Genomic DNA, 20,609 nt, shown 5'->3' on the forward strand with positions numbered 1-20,609 from the left:
TTTTGTTTGGGCCGCCAAGTTTATGACGGCCGCTTAACATTCGCCCGTATCATGAACATATACCCCCTGCTGATAGATATTTTAAAAACCACCCTTGCCGGTACCGGCATTGTATGGGTTGCCTTTTACCTGTTCAAGCCCTACCTGGATAGGTTTGAGCGCATCCTCATCGCCTCAAAGGCCAAACCACCGGTTGATCCGTCGCTGATGCTGAAGCTACAGGCCTACGAGCGGGTGATATTATTTATTGACCGTATTAACCCCGCCAATATGTTTGTGCGCCTGGGCGCGGCCAACTTTCAGGCTGACGAATTGCACCGCATGGTAATAGCCGAAATACGCAACGAATACCAGCACAATGTTACCCAGCAGATATATGTAAGCGAGGCCGCCTGGCAGGTAATGACGCAACTTAAGGATGATACTATAAATATAATAAATGAGGCCGCGCGCCTGCAACCGGCTGATACAAGGGGTGTTGAATTAGCCAAAATTATACTGCAACAATTAAGTTTAATGCAAAATGATCCGTATACAACTTCAGCCTATATAATTCGTGCCGAAGGGCATAAAATTATGATCTGAAATTCTATCTTTGCACCCCCGGTTTTTTTAACAATAGAGCGGTTTTAAAACAAAGTTTTCAACTATCAGGCAAGCTGATTTTATCTTGTTGTCTGTTTCTCAGTTGGTTGTGTAAAATGTGCAAAAAATGGTGTTTTCCACAAACAAACGAGGTTTTAAATCCGTTAAAAAATGAATGTCATAAAGAGCCGGGCTCCCGGGAAGTGCAGGGGAATTAATTAAAAATTCAACTTTTAATTAGTAAAATATGCCATTAACAGAATTGCGAAAATTCTAAGGAATTGTTATAATATTTTTAATAATTCGAAGCTGATTTTTCAAAAAAATAATTTTTTGAAAACGTGAAATTTAAATTTTTTAATCGGCTTTTTTTTTGAATATTCGATGTTCCGTACCAACGCCGAATGATGATTTGTTCGGGGATTGTAAATCAAGATATTACTGAAATACTATATATGGAAAAAACTTGTATAAGCGTTTGGAATAGCTGTCTTCAGATTATTAAGGACAACATACCAGCCCAAAGTTTCAAAACTTGGTTCGAGCCAATTAAAGCTTTGCGCATGGAAGGCAGTGTTCTGACAATACAGGTGCCCAGCTTATTTTTTTACGAGTGGCTTGAAGAACACTACGTAGGCTTGTTACGCAAAACCATTAAAAAACAATTAGGCGACGAAGGACGTTTAGAGTACAACATTGTGGTTGAACAGTCGTCGTCAAATAAGCCGTATACCACCAACATGCCATCAAATGGTAATGGTGCCGAGGGTAAAAATCAGTCAATGCCGATACCGATCTCTATCAATAAGGACATCAAAAATCCTTTTGTTATACCGGGATTGAAAAAGTTGAATGTTGACCCTCAGCTTAACCGTAACTATACTTTTGAGAGCTTTGTTGAGGGCGATTGTAACCGTTTGGCCCGCTCGGCAGGTTACGCGGTAGCGGCAAAACCGGGTGGTACCTCATTTAACCCGCTGATGCTTTACGGCGGTGTAGGTTTAGGTAAAACTCACCTGGCGCAGGCCATTGGTAACGAGATAAAAAAGACCCTGCCCGATAAGCTGGTGCTATATGTATCGTGCGAGAAATTTACACAGCAGTTTGTTGACGCCCTTAAGCATAACAACATTAATGATTTTGTGAACTTTTACCAGGCCATTGATGTACTCATTATGGATGATGTGCACAATTTTGCCGGTAAAGAAAAAACACAGGATTTCTTCTTCCACATATTTAACCACCTGCATCAATCAGGCAAGCAGCTGATCATCACGTCAGACAAAGCGCCGAAGGATCTGGCCGGTTTGGAGGAGCGTTTGCTATCTCGTTTCAAGTGGGGCCTATCTGCCGATTTGCAGGTACCTGATCTGGAAACCCGTATGGCTATCCTGAAAAACAAGATCTACCAGGATGGTATCGATATCTCGAACGAAGTGTTGGAGTACGTAGCCCACAATATTGATAACAACGTACGTGAGCTGGAAGGCGCGATGGTATCATTACTGGCGCAATCAACCCTTAACCGTAAGGAGATTGACCTGAACCTGGCCAAGCAAATGCTGAAGAACTTTGTAAAAAATTCATCAAAAGAAATTTCGATGGAGTACATACAAAGCCTGGTTTGCGAGTACTTTGAAGTGCCTATCGAAATGGTTAAATCACAAACCCGTAAGCGCGAAATTGTACAGGCCCGCCAAATATCAATGTACCTGGCAAAGGCTCATACCAAAAGCTCACTAAAATCTATCGGTCACTTTTTTGGCGGCCGCGATCACTCTACCGTTATCTATGCATGTCAAACCGTTGAAGACCTTATCGACACCGACAAAAAATTCAAAGGCTACGTTGCCGACATTCAAAAGAAACTGAAAATGAGCTAACCCCTCATTACACGATAAAAATAAAAATGGCCGTATGTTGTAACATGCGGCCATTTTTATTTTCTAACTGGTAAATCGTTTTAAATTAAAAAAGCGATATATTTACTAAAACCTTCATCCTATGTCAATAAAAACCACCCTTGCCTTGTTGTGGGCTGTATGCCTGTTCATTACTGTCAATACAACGTACGCTCAGCTTAACAAGCCCTTTACTTATACCTACAACAGTAAATACACCGGCACATTTAACGGGAGCGATTATTTTACCTACTATTTTAAGCCCTTAAGTAAAGCCACTAATGGCGATGCTGTATATGAGTGCCGTTTGATCGCCATAAAAATGGAAGACATGAACGGCAGGGGACATGAACTGAATACGGATAAAATAAAAGAAACCCGGCTTAGCAATTCAGGCGTAGCCGAAGAACTCGCTAAGCTGAATATGCCTTTTACAATAACCGTAAGTAACAAAGGTATAGTTACCAAAGTTGAGGGTTTAGAAAAAATTGCCGATGCCGCTAAAGTGAGGTGGACACTGAGGGAAGATATATACAATCAATTTATAAATAATATACAGAATGGCCCAACTAAGAATCGTATTCAGAATTTGTTTTTGCAATTACCTGATGAAAAGCTTGCATTGGGTACTGAGTGGACGGTAGACCCTGTTAAATACAAGGTTGTGGCCATAAAAGGTGCATTGTTTGATATTAGTGCCACACCTGCCAAGGTTTACAGGGATAACAAACAGCGTATTGAATATAATGATGTAACCAAGCTTATACAATCAAATAGCGGAGTGACTGTATTGATTGACTCTAACGCAGTGCCGATGTATAAACGGGAAGATACTTTTTCGCAGCAAATAGCCTACAATGTAGTTTTACCCAAGTTTGATACCGCCTGGATAAATATGGCGGTAAGGCTTAGTGGGTGGAGCAATTCCTTGAAAACAGGCATAAAGAATGATTCGGGAAAAACATTCGCGTTTTTTAAGGCTAATGACGCCGGATTTAAAAATGATGCTTATTACAACAATGCCAAATTAAGTGCCTTGCAAGGTTTGGACTTGAAAGACAGATATAAGCTTTATGATAGTGTACTTGTAAAAACGCCTAATCATTTTATTGATCCGCAAGGGGTGCATTTTTTTAATAAGATGCATGGCGCGTTAACCATGTCTGCCGATTCTGTTTATGATATTGTAAGGTATTTTCACGTTAATCCATCTTTCGGCAGTTGGATGCAGGAGTCGTTAGCGCAAAGTTACCTGAATGATTTTTCGGAGGATGACTTCAGAAAAGCCATGAAAGAACGTAAGGTTAGCTATGCTGAAACAGAAAAAATAATCGCTAATCATAAAAAAGAGCAAATAAATGCCTTGCAACTGATCGATAAGCTCAACGCCTCCAAACTTGCCGATGTGCAGAGAAAAAGTAAAGGCATGTACATTTGGGTAAAAGCCAAGGCTGACCCTAATAATAAAAAGCAACTGCTAAACGCCGCCCGCGAGTTTGAGGGGATGAATGATGCGCTAACCAAAGAATCAAATAGTAGCCGTTATGCTATGCTGGTTTACAATATGCTGTACAATGCCGGCGAGCAAAAGGCCGCAGCCTCACTACTGGATAAAACCATAGCCAAACTTGAAAAATATACCGCCGATACCCTGAACCGCGACAGGTATGCCCACCAAAATTTGTTGGCCCATGCCTACTACCTAAAATACACCGCAGCCAAACCCGCCGATTCGGTTAAGGCCTTGCAATATTTGGCTAAGGCGGCGGAGTATTCGCCAAAAACAAATAAAGAAAAAGCTTATACCAGTTTTTACGATAGGGTATTCCTTAAATCAAAGGAAAGCTACCGCGAGGAGTTTATTGACCGCCTGTTTAAAACCGGCGATGAGCAGCAAGCCCTGGCCATCTTTGCTGAGCACATTAACGTACAGCCCGAACGACTGGACGAAATGGAGAAGATATATACCACCCAATTTCCGGACAGAGCCTTTAAAACATTTTTTGCTAACACGGTTATCCCATCATGGCAGCAGGCACCCGCTTTTGTTTTAAAGAGTATTGATGGCAAGGAGCATGACCTAAGCACCTACCGCAACAAATGGCTGGTGCTTGATTTTTGGGGAACCTGGTGCGGCCCTTGCCGCGAGGAGATGCCAACGCTCAATAAATTTAATGAGGATATAACCAAGGGCGAATATGCCGGTATCAACTTTTTGAGCATCGCTTGCATCGATACCGAGGACAGGGTAAAGGCCTATCTGGCCGAGAATAAGTTTACCATCCCGGTACTAATGTCAGACAGGGAGGTGGAAAAGGCCTACAAGATCCGTGGTTATCCGTCAAAAATATTGATATCGCCTGATGGTAAAATGCTGAACATCAATTTTGGGCAGGATTGGCTTGCTATTCTGAAAAAGTTTAATGAGCTTTATGCAACCAATTGATATTCTGTAACAAACCTATGATCTCAGCCTATGAGAAAGACCTTATTATTTACAATGCTGCCATTGGTAATGGTTGCATTTTCGCTATCGCCGGCATTGGCGCAAAATACCAAACCATTCGCATTGAGCTATCAGTCGGAAGTGTTGGGGAAAGGCCCTGATGGCGTTAACGCAACATATTCATTTAAACCTTTAATTACCAATACCGATGGAAGCATCAAGTATGAGTGTAAACTGATAGCCGCTATCCTTAGAAATAATGGTGGTACCGATAAATTGACGGAATCCTTTAACAGCGATAGCATCAAAAAAGGGAATCTGAGCTATTCATCAGCCATTGAAAAGTTGGCCATGCTTAATAAGCCATTTACCATCATCCTGAACAGCAAAAATATTATTACAGCTATTGATGGCTTAGATGCTATTATGGTCGACGCCAAAAATAAATGGCAGTTAAAGTCAATAGTCACCGATCAGTTTACGGAGAATAAGCAGGAGCTAAAAGATGACCTGCAAAAACTGTTTTTAAAATTACCCGCTAAACCAATTGCTTTTGGCAGCACCTGGGCTGATGGTGCAACGCAATACAAGGTAAAAAGCATAAAGGGCGCCATTTTAGTAATGGATGTAATGGCCGATTCGGCATCAAATGGTTACAGAAAGGTCATCAAAGGCAATATAACCTATAACGAGGTAACACGCATTGTAGAATCCGCGACGTTGACCACCAAGGTTAAACTTCCGGAGGCTATTGATAGGTTTCATTATCACAATAACTTTACCCAGCAACTGGTAAAAAATACGCATACAGTAAAGGTGGATACTGCCTGGGTAAACATGGCGGTAAAAAAATCCTTCTGGAGTAATGCGCTCATGGTGAACGATAGGTATGATTCGGCCAAGGTATTCAGCTTCTTTGATGCCCACAACAAAAGCTATGGTAACGATAAGGATTTTCAAATAAGTCGCTTAGATATTATACAGCAACTTGATCTGAAAAATGATTTTTTGATATACGATAGCCTGCTTATTAAAACACCTAACAGTAGTGTTGCCGCTTCATCAACACAACTGTTCAATAAAATGCAAAAGGTGATGACGGTTTCGGTTGATACTACGCTCGATTTGATGCGGTACTATTCAAAATCGCCGAATTTTGAACATTGGATTCATTATAATTTCGCTGTTAATTTTATGTTCAGCGGCGATGGTGAAATTGATTATAATGCTTGGAAAACCAGTCTTGCCCAAAGGGGGCTGAATGCCTACCAGATAAACAAATATGTTGAAGGCGCACGCCGGGAATACAAAAACAAATTTATAGTGCTTGATAGTTTGGCGGCATCTAAAAACCTTACCTATAAGCAAACAGCTACACCGTTGTATCTATGGTTAGATGCCTGGCGTCACCGTAATGATGTTGCTTATCTGAAAACGATGGCCGATCGTTTTCAGCGTATGGATGATGTTTATATGAAAAAGGGTTATGGCTTACGCTATGCCATCAGTATTTACAATATGCTGTTGGCAAAGGGCGAGAAAAAAGCATCGGCAGCCTTACTTGATCATGTTAATCAAAAACTGACGGGCTATGAGGCTGACAGTGTTGATGCTAATCATTACACCTATCGGGTATTATTGGCGCATACTTATTACCTCAAGGCTAAAGAGGTACAACAGGCCGATTCGGTAAAGTGGCTCAAGTACCTGTCGAGCGCGGCATATTATTCGCCTAAAACCGATGTCGAAAAAAACGGCTTTAAAAATGCCGATCAATATTTTTTAAACATAAAGGATAGCTACCAAAGCGATTTAATAGGCGCCTTGCTTAAAAACGGTAAAAATGATGTAGCAATGCAGAACATAGCCATGCATATTGACCAATACCCCGAGGCTATTGATGCGATGAAAGATTTGATGACAACGCATTTTAAAGACCAGGATTTTAAACAGTTTTTAGCCAACAATGTACTTGCAAAGTGGGAAACCGCGCCGCATTTTAAGTTGGCTAATGTTGATGGTAAAGAACATTCGTTAGCTGATTACAAAGGCCAATGGCTTATAGTTGATTTTTGGGGAACCTGGTGTGGCCCCTGTCAAATGGATATGCCCAATGTTAATACCTTTAATAAGGATGTTGCAAAGGGCAGTTATAATGGCGTGCAGTTGTTAACCATAGCTTGTAATGATACGCCCGAAAAGGTTAAAGCCTATTTTGCACGTACAGGCTATGATTTCCCGGTTTTGATGGATGACCATACCATGAGCAAGGATTACCAGGTTAAGGCCGTACCGCGAAAGATCATGATATCGCCTGATGGCAAAATGAAAACCATAACTCCGGGTGCTGATTGGGTTGGTATAATGAAAAAAATCTCGCAGATTTATGCAGCCAATTAGTTCATGATGAAGAAAGTATTTTTATTAGCTGCCCTTTTATTCGCGGGTTCCCAGGCATTCAGCCAGCAAACTGAAACCGATGCCGTAAAGAAAACCATCAACACCCTGTTCACTGCCATGAAAAAGGGCGACAGTACTTTGCTGCGTTCTGCTTTTCACAACAACATGGTTTTGCAAACCGTGGCTGCAAAAAAGGATGGTACGCAGGAGTTGATAACCGAAAAGACGGATGAGTTTTTAAAAGCCGTAGGTACACCACACAGCGGTGTGTGGGATGAGCGCATCACCTTTGGTGATATTAAGGTTGATGACAGGCTGGCAAGTGTTTGGACTACCTACAAGTTTTACGTGAGCGATAAATTCAGCCACTGCGGTGTTAATTTTTTCCAGCTGATGAAAACCGCCGAGGGCTGGAAGATCATCTACATAGTTGATACCCGCCGTAAGGATAACTGCCCGGAATAGTTTTTAGAAATTGATATTAAGCGAAAGCTGGTCAATAATGATTTGACCGTGCTTTTGGTCGGTTTGTTCCTGGTATTGGTTATTGATCAGCAGGTAGTGCCATACTTGTTTGGTTTCGCTATCAATAATAAAATATTCGGGTATGGCATTGCGCTCATATAATTCAAACTTCTTTTCCTGATCGTAGCTTTTGTTTGATGATAGTATCTCAATAACTAAATCGGGCGCACCATATAAACCCTTTTTTTGGATGATGCCCGCCTTTGCATTGCTAACAAATATTATATCAGGCTGAACAACGTTTTGCTCGCCATCAAGATATACATCACAAGGCGCTATAAAGGCTTCGCCGGTTTGGGCTTGTGTAGTGTTGAATTTTAAAGCAGAAGCAATATCAAGTAAAATGCGTTGGTGATTGGTTGTAGGCGATGGCGACATGTATAGAACATTATCAATTACTTCACATAGCGTTCCCTCGGGCAGCATGTTAAATACTTCCATGGCATTGCGGGGTATATCTAATATGTGTTTCATTTATACTAATATAAGCAAAATCGGGCTAAAAAAGTTTACTTCAACTTCCCCAGCTTCATCAGTGCGTAAAACAAAGCGGTGCAATGTAGCGATTGGGCTATTTTGCCTTCGGCCAGTAGTTTCTTCACCTCGTCTATAGTATGTTCGGTAACTATGAGTTCCTCATGCTCATCCAAACTTTGGCCTTGAACTTTTTTGCCGCCACGGGCCAGGTAACAGTAGGTTTTGTTGTTTGATGTGGCCGGGTTAGGGTAGGTAGTGGTTACCAGTTCAATATCATCAAACTGGTAGCCGGTTTCTTCCAGCAGTTCGCGGCGCATGCCTTCAATGGGTTCCTCGCCTTCATCAATAACGCCGCCCGGTATCTCCAATGATATAATGTTGGCCGCATGGCGATATTGAGTTACCAGCAATACTTTACCTTCTTCGGTAATGGCTACGGCATTTGCCCAGTCGGGGTATTCGAGTACGTAGTATTGTTCAACTATACGGCCATCGGGCATTTCGCATTTATCGCTGCGGAGGGTAGCCCAGGGGCCTTTATGCAGGTAGGTTGATTCGCAAACTTTCCAGTTAAGATCCATAGTTATCATTAAAATACCGGTATATGGTACTTCGTTTATCTAAGTTTTCAAATGATTCGTAATGATGATCGGTTTCTAATAGATCAAAAATGATCATCACTTTTTTTAGTAACAGAACCGTTTCTTCGTCGGCTTCAAAAGGTTCGGCATACATGTATAGTAGCTGACTTAAGGCGTTCAGCTTTTCGGTGCTGTAATCGGCTGCCGATACCTGTGCCTTAAACTCATCCTCAGTTAAAGCCAGTAGCTTTTCGGTTTCAATATTGTATTCGTTAAGCAGGGCATCGTCAAAAGCAGTATTAAATTCATCAAACTTGCCATCAACTTTTAAGCCTAATAAGCGCGCCAGCAAAAGGGCGATCTTACGGGCCTCATTAAGCATATAATCCCGGTGTTGCATATCTTGAACAAATAAAATTACCAGCTACCACTGCTACCGCCGCCACCGCTGCTACCTCCGCCAAAACCACCAAAGCCACCGCCGCCTGAGCTGCCGCCACCGGAGAAACCACCCCAGTCACCACCGCTGCTACGGCCGCTGTTGCCAAGCATATTGCCCGCCAAAAACCACCAGAACGGATCGGCACCGCCACGGCGGTCAATGATACGGCCACCGCCGCCACCGCCACCGCGCCTGCTGATAATGATCACCACCAGGATAACGAAGATACCGATGGCTACGCCCGGTATACCCAGGCTTTTGGCTTTCTTTTTAGGTTTCGACTCGGCTTTGTACTCGCCTTTGGTGTATTTAATGATCTCGTCAACACCAGCATTCAGGCCGCCATAAAAGTCGCCTTCGCGAAAGCGGGGGTTAATATAGTTGGAGCGTATTTGCCGGGCAATGGCATCGGGCAAGGCGCCTTCAACACCGTAGCCGGTTTGTATGGTTAGCTTACGGTCCTCTTTGGCAACCAGTATCAGCACACCGTTGTTCTTTTCTTTACTGCCAATACCCCAGTCACGGAGAAGCTTAACCCCATATTCGCCAATATCATAATCGCCCACCGAGCGCATGATCACAATGGCGATCTGCGTTGAGGTTGAATCATCAAACGCTACCAGTTTATCCTCGAGGCTTTGCTTATCATGCACGCTCAGGGTGTTGGTATAGTCCGTAACCAGGGTGGTTGATTTGGGCGGAATTTCCTGTCCGAAACCTAACAGCGCGGTAAGGCTTAAACAAATAAGTACTATATATTTTTTAAACATCGTATTGGTTTAATCGCCATCCATGTGGGCAATGTCATTAGGCAGTTCATTGGTATCATCATCCGTAACCGGGAAATACTTTTTCAGTTGTTGCCCGGCCATGCCTATGCCGGTAATAATGCCCTCGGCAAGATTGCCGTATTTAAATTCGGCCAGCATACTTTCTTTGGTGCTATCCCAAAAATCGGCAGGTACCACACGGTTTATACCGGCATCGCCAATAATGGCAAACTTACGGTCAACCGTGGCCAGGTAAATAAGCACACCGTTGCGCAGCTTGGTTTTATCCATATTTAACTGGTAAAAGTATTTGGCAGCACGATCAAGCACCTCATCGCTGCATTTTTTTTCAATGCAGATGCGTATCTCGCCCGAGGTAGCCCTCTCGGCAGCCTCAATGGCCTTTTGTATGCGCTGCTGTTCCTCGTCGTTAAATAGGTTCATGAATGTAATTATTGATTTAATGAATTATTGAGGGATTGATCTCGTTAGTTGTATAATCATCAATCCCTCAAATCGGTGAAATCACTCAAACATCAGTGAGATCGATCTCTCTTATTAAAATTCAACCTTTGGCGCTTTGTCTGCACCGGCTTCGGCGGTAAAGTAGCCTTTTTCGGCAAAGCCAAACATTTTGGCGGTCAGATTAGCAGGGAACGAGCGGATCTTGCTGTTGTAATCCTGCACGGCCTGGTTAAAATCTAAACGGGCTACGTTTATGCGGTTCTCGGTACCTTCTAATTGCGATTGCAGATCTTTAAAGTTTTCGTTCGCTTTTAGGTCGGGGTAGTTTTCAGTTACCGATAATAATCGCCCTAAAGCTGAGCTTAATTCGCCTTGTGCAGCCTGGTAGGCTTTTATTGATTCGGGAGTAAGTTTGGTAGGGTCAACCTGTACTGATGTTGCTTTGGCGCGTGCCTCGGTAACAGCAGTTAACGTACCTTTTTCAAAATTTGCCGCGCCTTTAACGGTATTCACCAGGTTAGGAATCAAATCTGAACGGCGTTGATATTGACTTTGTACCGCGCCCCATTTGCCTTTAACATTCTCATCAAGCTTAACCATGCTGTTGTAGCTGCATGAGCTTAATGACATGGCGGTCACTATAACTAATATAACAGAGAATAACTTTTTCATTGTGTAGTTTTTGTTGTGTGAATTTACAATTTAGATAGCAAACCACATACCGATGTTACAAAAAGGCTTTTTAATGACAGATTGGCAAAAAGTGTGTATTTGTGGCTGTATAATTTACTGAGTTTGCATAATTTGCATTACATTAGCAAAATACAAGGAAATTTACGAGTTAAATGAAAAAACGATTTACCATCTTGCTGATGCTGGCCACTTTCGGTGCATTCGCGCAAAAAAAAGATGCTTCATTGGTGCAGTACGTTAAGCCTATTATAGGCACAGCGCGTATGGGGCACACTTATCCGGGTGCTACGGTGCCTTTTGGTATGGTTCAGCTAAGTCCCGAAACAGATACCTTAAGCTACGAACTTAACGGAAAATACAATCCGGATGTATATAAATACTGCGCAGGATACCAGTACGAAGATAAAACCATAGTAGGCTTTAGCCATACTCACTTTAGTGGTACCGGCCACTCCGATCTGGGCGATTTCCTGATCATGCCTACTGTTGGTCAGCTAAAATTAAACCCGGGTACTGCCGATAAACCGGGTAGCGGTTACCGTTCGGCTTTCTCGCATCAAAACGAAACATCTGAGGCTAACTACTACAAAGTTAAGCTGGATGCCAGCAACATTACTGCCGAAATGACTACTAGCACACGTGTTGGTTTCCATCAATATACCTTCCCCAAGTCTGATCAATCGCACATCATTCTCGATTTGATGGCGGGCATATACAACTACCCTGATAAACAGGTGTGGACGTATATTAAAGTAATTAACGATAGCCTGATAGTAGGCTATCGCCAAACCAATGGCTGGGCGCGTACCCGCACGCTGTACTTTGCTATGGCCTTTTCAAAACCATTTAAGCAGCACGGCTTTAAAAAGTACGATGCACGCCAGGTGTACGGCGGTTTCTGGGGTAAATTCAATCAAACTAAAAACTTCCCTGAGATAGCCGGCAAACAAATTCGCGCTTATTTTGACTTTGATACCCAGGAGGGCGAAAAGGTTAAGATCAAGTTCGCGCTATCACCGGTTAGTATGGATGGCGCCCTCAACAACATGAAGGCCGAAGTACCGGGCTGGGATTTTGATAAGGTTAAAAAAGATGGCCAAAAACAATGGGAGGATGAATTGCACCGCATTACCATTGAGGGCGACCTGACCACCAAACAAAACTTCTACACCTCGATGTACCACACCATGATAAACCCGACCATTTATATGGACGCGGATGGCCAGTATAAAGGTTTGGATCAAAACGTGCATAAGGCTGAGGGCTTTACAAACTATACTACCTTCTCGCTGTGGGATACTTACCGCGCGCTGCACCCGTTGTTCAACATCATCCACCCGGAGCGTAATGCCGACATGGTAAAATCAATGCTGGCGCACTTTGACCAAAGTCCGGAGCACATGCTGCCGGTATGGTCAAACTCGGCAAACGAGAACTGGTGTATGAGTGGCTACCACTCCGTATCGGTAATTGCCGACGCGGTTGTAAAAGGTAATGCCCCGTTTGATGCTAACAAGGCGCTGGATGCTTGTGTGGCTACCGCCCGCAAACGCGATTATGAAGGTATTGGCGAATATATTGACCGTGGATATATCCCTAACGAGCGTTCGGGCATATCGGTATCATCAACCGTTGAGTATGCTTATGATGATTGGGCTATAGCGCAAATGGCTAAAAAGTTAGGCAGGAATGATATTTATGAGGAATTCATCAAACGTTCGCAAAACTACAAGAACGTGTATGATGCCAGCATAGGCTTTATGCGCCCTAAAAATATAGATGGTACTTTCCGAAAAGAGTTTGATCCGCTGAGCACGCATAATGCGGGCTTTATTGAGGGTAACTCATGGAACTATAGCCTATTCGCTCCGCAAGATCCGGAAGGGTTGATAAAATTATTAGGTGGCGAAACCCGCTTTGTGCGTTACCTCGACTCGTTATTTACCATGCACCTGCCTGATAAATACTTTGCCGAAACCGAGGATATTACCCGCGACGGCATTATCGGTAACTATGTACATGGCAACGAGCCATCGCACCACGTGGCTTACCTGTACAACTGGACAAGCAAACCATGGAAAACACAGGAACGTGTGCGTATGATATTGCCACTGATGTACAAACCAACACATGATGGTTTAGGTGGAAATGATGATACCGGCCAAATGAGCGCATGGTATATTTTTACTACATTAGGCTTTTATCCGGTTGCGCCGGGTAGCGATCAGTATGCTATTGGCAGCCCTGCTGTGAATGGTGCCGAAGTACAGGTTGGCAAAGGCAAAACATTTAAGATAACGGTGAAAAACCAGGGTCCTAAAAATGTTTATGTGCAAAAGATAGAACTTAACGGCAAGCCTTACAACAGCCTGTCGCTCTCAAATGCCGACATCATGAATGGTGGTAACATCACCTTTTACATGAGCAGCAAGCATAAATAAGCTAACATAACGCGGAGGTTTGTGATTTATCCCTCCGTATGGTTATAATGGTTTGAACAGCATTGTTTTGTTAGGATGAATTATCCGGCAAGGCAATGCTGTTCTGCTTTTGTCATCAGGTTAAGTCTGTTTTTTAATATGGTACGGGCACGGTGCAAGGTAGTGCGCGACAGCAGCTCGCTTACGCCCAGGGTGTTGCTTATCTCCTGGTGCGAGTAGCCCTCAATAGCATACATATTAAACACCGAGCGGTAGTTGGCCGGTAGCTGCTGTATCATGTTCATCAGTTCGGCGGTTTCAAGGCGGTTGCTGTTGTAGCTGCTGCCGGTTTTGTAGGCATCGGCATTAGCGAAATCATCAACCAATACCATAGGCTTTAGCTTACGATAACGCGATATAGCGGCATGCACCATAATGCGGCGAATCCATCCCTCCAGGCTGCCCTCGCCTCTAAAGTTGTGCATGTTTTTAAATAGCTTGATAAAGCCTTCCTGTAAAATATCCTGGGCTTCATCCTTATCACGGGCATAGCGCATACATACGGCAAGCATTTTTGGGGCAATCAGTTTATATAGTAATTCCTGCTCACGACGGTTGTTGTTAAGGCATCCGTTCCATATTTGGTTTAAGCGATTATCGATGGTTTTCATTGTGATCTATGTTTGATGCCACTATGCCAAATTGAATGCCTTTGTTTTAATGTATTGATAATCAGATAAATGTGTTTAAATGGTACCTGTTCACTGTACGATAACGAACGTTCATTGTACCCCAGCGGACGATTTTTGATGCCGAATAATTAACTTTGCACCATCCGGGATAAAAACCCGGCAGCATCATGATAAAAGAAACTGAAATTGTATGCCCTCCCGGGCAGCATGAGGACGAAGCCGTTATAAAGGAGCTGACATCAGCAGCTCTGAAAATTCCTGTTAAACGTGTTAGTGGAGTAAAGATCATCAAGCGCTCAATTGACGCGCGCGGTCGCCGTGTGGTTTACCGCATGCAGGTACAGGTGTTTATTGATGAAGCGTACAAAGCCGATCATTATACTATAAACTACCCTAACGTAAGTGCAGCAAAGCCTGTAATTATTGTAGGGGCGGGCCCGGCGGGATTATTCGCCGCACTGCAATGTATCGAGTCGGGCTTAAAGCCGATCATCATTGAGCGGGGTAAGGATGTAAAGCAACGCCGCCGCGATCTGGCCAATATAAACAAGCAAGGTTTGGTAAATACCGAATCGAACTATTGCTTTGGCGAGGGCGGGGCAGGCACTTACTCAGATGGTAAGTTATATACCCGCAGTACCAAACGTGGTAATGTTAACCAGGTGCTCAAGGTATTTGTTGCACACGGTGCCGAAGAAGATATTTTGGTAGATGCTCGTCCGCACATTGGTACCAACAAATTGCCCCAAATTATAACTGCCATGCGCGAAACTGTTTTGAACGCGGGGGGCGAGGTGCATTTCAATAAAAAGGTAACATCGCTGCTGGTATCATTCGATAAAATTAAGGGTGTTGAGCTGGAAAGCGGGGAGAAGATAGAAGCCGCAGCCGTGATATTAGCCACAGGCCACTCGGCACGTGATGTTTTTGAGATGCTGCATCGTCAAAACATATTAATAGAAGCCAAGCCATTCGCGCTGGGTGTACGCATTGAGCATCCGCAGGAAATTATTGACCGGGCGCAATACCATTGCGATGTGCGCGGGCCATACCTGCCGCCATCATACTATAGTTTGGTTGAGCAGGTGGATAGCCGTGGCGTATTCTCATTCTGTATGTGTCCGGGTGGAATCATAGCCCCATGTTCAACCGATGTGGATGAGATAGTGGTTAACGGCTGGAGCCCCTCGAAACGTAATAACCCTTACGCCAACTCGGGCACGGTAGTACAAATAAACCTGGAAGATGTGCCGGGCAGCGATGCCGATCCATTCAAGATGCTGCGTTTTCAGCAACAGGTGGAGCAGGCCGCATTTAAGGCGGGCGGTGGTAAACTGGTAGCCCCGGCACAACGTATGGTCGATTTTTTTGAGGGACGGCTATCAACTGATCTGCCTGATAATTCTTACCTGCCCGGCACCAAAAGTGTGCAGCTAAAAGAGGTATTACCCGGCTGGATAAGCGAGCGCTTGCGCAAGGCTATGCCCGTATTCGGTAAAAAAATGAAAGGCTATTATACCAACGAGGCCATACTGGTAGGTGTCGAATCGCGCACTTCATCGCCGGTGAAGATACCACGCGACAGGGATACCTTTCAGCACCCGCAAATTGCAGGCTTATACCCATGCGGCGAGGGCGCGGGTTATGCCGGCGGTATTATTTCGGCAGCTATTGATGGTATAAACTGCGCGTTGGCGGCAGCAAAAACATTATAATATTATCAACCTATTTGTGGCTCGGCGGTTAAATGATTATGACCATAGCCGAAAAACTATCGAACGAACTGGAAAAGATATTATCGGGCGATGCCTGGTATGGCCCGCCGGTTTTTGAAACTATTGATAAGATAAGTTTTGAAATTACCTATGAGCATCCGGAGAACGGAGCGCACAGCATTGCCGAAATTGTGATACACATGCTCGGCTGGACGATAGAGGTTACCGACCGTATGAGAAGCAGCAAAGCGGGTTACCCCGCCGCTGGCGACTGGCCCGATCCCGGCGCGCCCGATGAGGAAAAATGGAAAACCATGATCAGCGACCTGAAACTGGCCAACGTGAACCTGATCGGCATCATCCAAAAATTTCCGAACCAAAAATGGGAAGAACTAACCAATGACGACCGTAACCAACCCGGCCTTGGCGCTGGCGTAAATTACGAGCAATTAATAAACGGACTGATACAACATCATGTATACCATGCTGGGCAAATAGGTATTTTGAACAGGATATTGGGTGGTGTTTAAAAAGCGCCGGTAGTGCCGTTACAAACATCGCCTTCGGGAGCTTTAGTTAGCCATGCTCTAAGTGATTTTGTTCTGTCGCGGGTAAGCTTTTCAAGATACGAGGATTTGCACATAGGGCCAACGCTGCCAAAATCCTCACCATCCGGATATTTAACAGCCAGTTCGGCATCGCGCAGCTGTATCCATAAACGTTGCGCTTTTTTAAGGTTATTTAAAAACGTGGTTTGGCCGGTGTACTTTTTCAGTATTTGCTTATAAACTACGTTTAATTCTTTGTCGGCTTTTTTCCAGGTAGAATAGGCATCGGCATTCATATTGGCCTGGGTTTGGCCATATGAGTTAAAGTTTATAGCGAAAAGCATTACTGCAAATGCCAGCAGAATTTTTGTTTGTATAGGTTTCATAACCTAAATATAGGTTATTATGCACTAATCGGAATTTAAAACTCGCCCAACTCGCGGCAATTTACCCCTGCCGAGTGCAACAGGTTTTCAATATAACGCGGCGAAATATCTGATGATACTACACGTAATATATTATCGCAATCGTCGAGGTCAAAGTTCCACTCGGCAATAGTTGGCAAATTGGTAAGCAGGGTTTGTACCCTGCTTACCTGCCCTTCGCTGGTAACGTTAGTTGCAAATACAAGCACTTCCATAAAATTATCGGTTTAAATTTTAAACTGTAGGTGCGTCACCCTGTTGCGAAGTTTTTTCTGTGTTGGTATTAAAGCGGTCGTCAAACCTGCCCTCGCGCCTGCCAAACGGGCGCTTGCCCCAGCCGCACATGCGGTTCTCCAGTTCGGTGCGGAACTTTTCGCGTTCCTCGGGACTCATGTTTTTACAGCGCTCCATCATGCGGCGGCGAGCCCATGGAGCATTGCCGGGGCCACCCTTACCGCCAAAGCCAAACAATATCTTGCATAAAATAAATATGCCCATAGCCTGCCAAAATGTAATAGTGGCAACGTGTAATACATCGGGTAGTATATGGTTCCATAGCTGCATCACCACAAAGCTTAAAGCTGATATGCAGGCGGCAAAAGCAAGAGGGAAAAATATAAACCTGCCTTTATAAAAAAACTGTTTCATTGTTGTATGTCTTTTAATATTCTGTTATCTCTTTATATAATTGGTACAGGCGTTTGCGCAGGTGCAGCACAGCATACCGCTTGCGCGATACCAGGGTTTGCTCCTTCTCGCCCGTCATCTCGGCTATTTGCGAAAAAGGTATAGCGTCCAGCTCGTGCCAGGTAAATACCTGCCGCTGTTCTTCGGGCAGCTCATTAAGCGCTATAAAAAGCTCATCCCAAAAAAGGCCGCGTATGTATTCGCTCTCGGGCGTTCGGCTTTCGGTCAGTAAAAAATCCTTAAAGTAGCCAATGTCATCGGCATCATCATCGCCCTCGGGTGCAAGGTCATCAAGCAGGCTTTCTGATTTTTTTTTATGCTTGTCGATTATCTTGTTACGGGCAACCTTAAACAGCCATGCGCCGGTTTGCTCAATAGGCTCGGCATTAACCACTGAGCTTAGCTGGTACCAAACATCCTGCAGTATGTCTTCAGCATCGGCCTCGCTCTTAACCCGCTTGCGGATAAAGCCAAACAGCTTGCTGCCATACGACGCCATAGTTTGTATGATGCTGTTCTGTTTCTCGTGGGGCATTATGCTTGTAGCCAGTGTATCCATTATATAATGTTGAAGACGAGCGCGCCCTCAAAACATTTTAAACTTTTTTAATTTTTTATTTAGATGCAAAGCACCGGCTATTGTAACATTGCATTAAACAGAAACAATATAGCCACAAAGGCGGTTATTTTTATGTTATGGCTGATAAGAAAACATTGATTTTAGGTGCCACGCCCGATACGGGCCGCTATGCTTACCTTGCCGCCAACAGGCTGGTTAGCCACGGGCACAGCATAGTAAATGTGGGGTTGAAGCAGGGAGAGGTAGCCGGTGTTGCCATTGAAAAGCCCGAACAAATACACCACGATATTGATACCATTACCTTGTATGTAGGTACTAATAACCTGCCGCCGTTGTATAACTATATATTAGAAACCCATCCGCAGCGCATCATCTTCAACCCCGGTACCGAAAACGGCGAACTACGCCGCAAAGCCGAAGCACAGGGTATTGAAACTATTTACGCCTGCACGCTGGTCATGTTATCAACTGGGCAATATTAGGAGCCCCTTCCGTCCCCTAAAGGGGAAACTCTTGGTATGTTTAGCAAACAACATATTTTAATATAATATATCTACCCATCCTACTCCCCTTTAGGGGAGCGGGGCAATTGAGGGCTATGGGAACAAACTCCCCCTTTAGGGGGTTGGGGGGCTGGTTGTTAGTATCCTTAACTCTTTCGGATAATAATTATTAACCCTATTAGGCAATAATTTAGCCCATCCTAAAGCTAATCCCTCATAGCCCATCAGGCTCCAGCCTTTATCGTGCGTATCTAAAACTAAATTATCCTTACGTAAGTAAGCAATAGCCTCATCATAACTAAGCTCAGTTTGCAGTACGGCATCCTTATTAACAATAGTGCTGAGGGCAAGTTCATGGTCGGGCACCAGGTCACGCCCCGCTATCTTGCCTATCCTTACCCCCGATTTTTTGATGTACAGGTTTTTGTGCAATATGTTCAGGCTTTCGTGGTGATGCCTGTCAATCGCCAGCCAATCATCGGTTACCTTAAAATAATAATAGTTGTCGCTATTATTAATATACCGCTTTATAAGTTCAAGCTCACCGGCCGGCAGTTTTTGCTGCGCATTGTTTTTGTATGATGATAACTGCCCGCTGTCGGCCGTTTTTTTAAGGCATGCGGCAAACAAACCCTCGCCCAATACCTTACCCGGATAAAAGCGGTAACCATAAGCCCCGTGTTGTGGCGATTGGCTAACGGTGATATTCCAGTCACTATTAACAGGTATATTAATGCTTTCCATCTCAAACTCGGCGCACAGCCAATCCAGCACATCCTCGTTTTCCTGGTGCGAGTACGAGCAGGTAGAATATATAAGGTAGCCGTCCTCCTTTAATGCCGGGTATACATCGGCCAGTATACGCTGCTGCCGCTGATGGCAAAGCTCAACGTTTGCTTCGCTCCATTCGCCCATCGCGGCATTATCCTTACGAAACATGCCCGACCCTGAACATGGCGCGTCAACCAATATAATATCAAAAAAGCCTTTCAGGCGGCTAAAGTCGCGCGGATCATTATTGGTAGCAATGCTGTTTGCCGTACCCCAGCGGGTAAGATTGTCGGTTAATATAGGTACACGCGTTTTAATGATCTCATTGGCCACCAAAAGGTCGGTATTATTAAGGAGCGAATTAAGCAGCGTGCTTTTGCCACCCGGCGCGGCACATAGGTCGAGCACTTTTACAGGCTCACCGTCGGGCTTTATATAATTAAATATATGGCCAATAAACATTGAAGATGCCTCCTGCACATAGTAAGCACCCGCGTGAAACAACGGATCGAAAGTGAACGACGGCCTTTTATCTAAATAAAAACCATCGCTGCACCAAGGCACTTGCGCGCCTTTTTTGATGTTTGATGGCTTAAACGGATTTGCCCTGATAGATATAGGCGCGTCATTTTGATGGGCGTTAACAAAACTTTGCTCATCAAAACCCGGCTCTGATATTAACGAATCCACAAAATTTGGCGGAAAAGCGACAGTGTTCATATACAAACAAAGATACAAAACAATCATTTAACCCCTAAAAAGCTATGTTTTTGTGGCTGAGGATTGTTTGTTTGGCCTTGTTATCAGTATGTTATGAAATTGTTTTAAAAATGTGAGAAATTGTTTGGTTGATAGTGGTATTTCTGCCTACATTTGTGACCGCTTTGAAAGCAAGGCGGATAGTTATTTGAAACAAAAAGGTCACTAAAAATTAAGCGAGAAAAAAGTAAAAATACTTCTTGCGAAATTGAAAAAGAATAATG

The 20,609-nt window shown here is 44.0% G+C and carries 21 protein-coding genes; 9 read left to right on the top strand and 12 right to left on the bottom strand.

What is annotated here, in order from left to right; all coding sequences use genetic code 11:
* Positions 1 to 51 precede the first annotated feature (51 nt).
* The 5 genes from IM792_RS14885 (at position 52) to IM792_RS14905 (ending at position 7,797) form a co-directional block, all read left to right on the top strand.
* Positions 52 to 585: a hypothetical protein gene (locus tag IM792_RS14885; protein ID WP_194102676.1), complete on the top strand. Its 534-nt coding sequence runs from the start codon at positions 52 to 54 to the stop codon at positions 583 to 585.
* Between the two features lie 455 nt (positions 586 to 1,040).
* Positions 1,041 to 2,468, top strand: coding sequence for a chromosomal replication initiator protein DnaA (gene dnaA, locus IM792_RS14890; protein ID WP_194102677.1), 1,428 nt, complete (start codon positions 1,041 to 1,043; stop codon positions 2,466 to 2,468).
* 121 nt (positions 2,469 to 2,589) lie between these two features.
* Positions 2,590 to 4,932: a TlpA disulfide reductase family protein gene (locus tag IM792_RS14895; protein ID WP_194102678.1), complete on the top strand. Its 2,343-nt coding sequence runs from the start codon at positions 2,590 to 2,592 to the stop codon at positions 4,930 to 4,932.
* Between the two features lie 30 nt (positions 4,933 to 4,962).
* Positions 4,963 to 7,332, top strand: coding sequence for a DUF6263 family protein (locus tag IM792_RS14900; RefSeq protein ID WP_194102679.1), 2,370 nt, complete (start codon positions 4,963 to 4,965; stop codon positions 7,330 to 7,332).
* Between the two features lie 3 nt (positions 7,333 to 7,335).
* Positions 7,336 to 7,797, top strand: coding sequence for a nuclear transport factor 2 family protein (locus tag IM792_RS14905; RefSeq protein ID WP_194102680.1), 462 nt, complete (start codon positions 7,336 to 7,338; stop codon positions 7,795 to 7,797).
* A 3-nt stretch (positions 7,798 to 7,800) separates the two neighbouring features.
* On the opposite strand, the gene IM792_RS14910 is transcribed toward IM792_RS14905, so the two are convergent.
* The 6 genes from IM792_RS14910 to IM792_RS14935 form a co-directional block, all read right to left on the bottom strand.
* On the bottom strand, positions 7,801 to 8,331 hold the full coding sequence (locus IM792_RS14910) for a Uma2 family endonuclease (RefSeq protein ID WP_194102681.1): 531 nt from the start codon (positions 8,329 to 8,331) through the stop codon (positions 7,801 to 7,803).
* A 35-nt stretch (positions 8,332 to 8,366) separates the two neighbouring features.
* Positions 8,367 to 8,915, bottom strand: coding sequence for an NUDIX hydrolase (locus IM792_RS14915; RefSeq protein WP_194102706.1), 549 nt, complete (start codon positions 8,913 to 8,915; stop codon positions 8,367 to 8,369).
* Positions 8,905 to 9,297 carry a hypothetical protein gene (locus IM792_RS14920; protein WP_194102682.1) on the bottom strand — a complete coding sequence of 131 codons (393 nt, stop codon included), beginning with the start codon at positions 9,295 to 9,297 and terminating at the stop codon, positions 8,905 to 8,907. Before IM792_RS14920 ends, IM792_RS14915 begins: the two co-directional genes overlap by 11 nt.
* Before the next feature lie 35 nt (positions 9,298 to 9,332).
* A complete protein-coding gene (locus IM792_RS14925; RefSeq protein WP_194102683.1) occupies positions 9,333 to 10,127 on the bottom strand; it encodes a TPM domain-containing protein in 795 nt (264 codons plus the stop codon).
* 9 nt (positions 10,128 to 10,136) lie between these two features.
* A complete protein-coding gene (locus IM792_RS14930) occupies positions 10,137 to 10,571 on the bottom strand; it encodes a TPM domain-containing protein (protein WP_194102684.1) in 435 nt (144 codons plus the stop codon).
* A 114-nt stretch (positions 10,572 to 10,685) separates the two neighbouring features.
* Complete coding sequence (locus IM792_RS14935; RefSeq protein WP_194102685.1) at positions 10,686 to 11,264, bottom strand: LemA family protein; 579 nt, start codon at positions 11,262 to 11,264, stop codon at positions 10,686 to 10,688.
* A gap of 173 nt (positions 11,265 to 11,437) precedes the next feature.
* On the opposite strand from IM792_RS14935, the gene IM792_RS14940 reads away from it, so the two are divergent.
* Complete coding sequence (locus IM792_RS14940) at positions 11,438 to 13,726, top strand: GH92 family glycosyl hydrolase (protein WP_194102686.1); 2,289 nt, start codon at positions 11,438 to 11,440, stop codon at positions 13,724 to 13,726.
* 80 nt (positions 13,727 to 13,806) lie between these two features.
* Here IM792_RS14940 and IM792_RS14945 read toward each other — a convergent pair whose 3' ends face one another.
* Positions 13,807 to 14,376 (bottom strand): RNA polymerase sigma factor, encoded by a 570-nt coding sequence (locus tag IM792_RS14945; protein ID WP_194102687.1) that lies wholly within the window; start codon positions 14,374 to 14,376, stop codon positions 13,807 to 13,809.
* Between the two features lie 188 nt (positions 14,377 to 14,564).
* On the opposite strand from IM792_RS14945, the gene IM792_RS14950 reads away from it, so the two are divergent.
* Together IM792_RS14950 and IM792_RS14955 are read left to right on the top strand one after the other, a co-directional pair.
* Positions 14,565 to 16,112: an FAD-dependent oxidoreductase gene (locus IM792_RS14950; RefSeq protein WP_194102688.1), complete on the top strand. Its 1,548-nt coding sequence runs from the start codon at positions 14,565 to 14,567 to the stop codon at positions 16,110 to 16,112.
* Positions 16,113 to 16,150: 38 nt separating this feature from the next.
* Positions 16,151 to 16,642, top strand: a complete 492-nt coding sequence (locus IM792_RS14955; RefSeq protein WP_194102689.1) for a DinB family protein — start codon at positions 16,151 to 16,153, stop codon at positions 16,640 to 16,642.
* Here the strand turns inward: IM792_RS14955 and IM792_RS14960 are convergent.
* From IM792_RS14960 to IM792_RS14975, 4 genes are read right to left on the bottom strand one after another with little or no spacing between them, the layout of a single operon-like run.
* On the bottom strand, positions 16,639 to 17,046 hold the full coding sequence (locus tag IM792_RS14960; RefSeq protein ID WP_228085132.1) for a lysozyme inhibitor LprI family protein: 408 nt from the start codon (positions 17,044 to 17,046) through the stop codon (positions 16,639 to 16,641). The genes IM792_RS14955 and IM792_RS14960 overlap by 4 nt on opposite strands.
* A gap of 35 nt (positions 17,047 to 17,081) precedes the next feature.
* Complete coding sequence (locus IM792_RS14965; protein WP_194102690.1) at positions 17,082 to 17,300, bottom strand: hypothetical protein; 219 nt, start codon at positions 17,298 to 17,300, stop codon at positions 17,082 to 17,084.
* Positions 17,301 to 17,319: 19 nt separating this feature from the next.
* Positions 17,320 to 17,733: a hypothetical protein gene (locus IM792_RS14970; RefSeq protein WP_194102691.1), complete on the bottom strand. Its 414-nt coding sequence runs from the start codon at positions 17,731 to 17,733 to the stop codon at positions 17,320 to 17,322.
* Between the two features lie 13 nt (positions 17,734 to 17,746).
* The gene (locus IM792_RS14975) at positions 17,747 to 18,331 is read right to left on the bottom strand and encodes an RNA polymerase sigma factor (protein WP_228085133.1); all 585 of its coding nucleotides are present in this window, start codon (positions 18,329 to 18,331) and stop codon (positions 17,747 to 17,749) included.
* Between the two features lie 137 nt (positions 18,332 to 18,468).
* Here IM792_RS14975 and IM792_RS14980 point away from each other — a divergent pair, with 137 nt between their 5' ends.
* The gene (locus IM792_RS14980) at positions 18,469 to 18,834 is read left to right on the top strand and encodes a CoA-binding protein (protein ID WP_194102692.1); all 366 of its coding nucleotides are present in this window, start codon (positions 18,469 to 18,471) and stop codon (positions 18,832 to 18,834) included.
* A gap of 135 nt (positions 18,835 to 18,969) precedes the next feature.
* Here IM792_RS14980 and IM792_RS14985 read toward each other — a convergent pair whose 3' ends face one another.
* Positions 18,970 to 20,346 carry a hypothetical protein gene (locus tag IM792_RS14985; RefSeq protein WP_194102693.1) on the bottom strand — a complete coding sequence of 459 codons (1,377 nt, stop codon included), beginning with the start codon at positions 20,344 to 20,346 and terminating at the stop codon, positions 18,970 to 18,972.
* Between the last annotated feature and the right edge of the window lie 263 nt (positions 20,347 to 20,609).

The organism is Mucilaginibacter sp. JRF, assembly GCF_015223065.1.
Taxonomy (GTDB): domain Bacteria; phylum Bacteroidota; class Bacteroidia; order Sphingobacteriales; family Sphingobacteriaceae; genus Mucilaginibacter.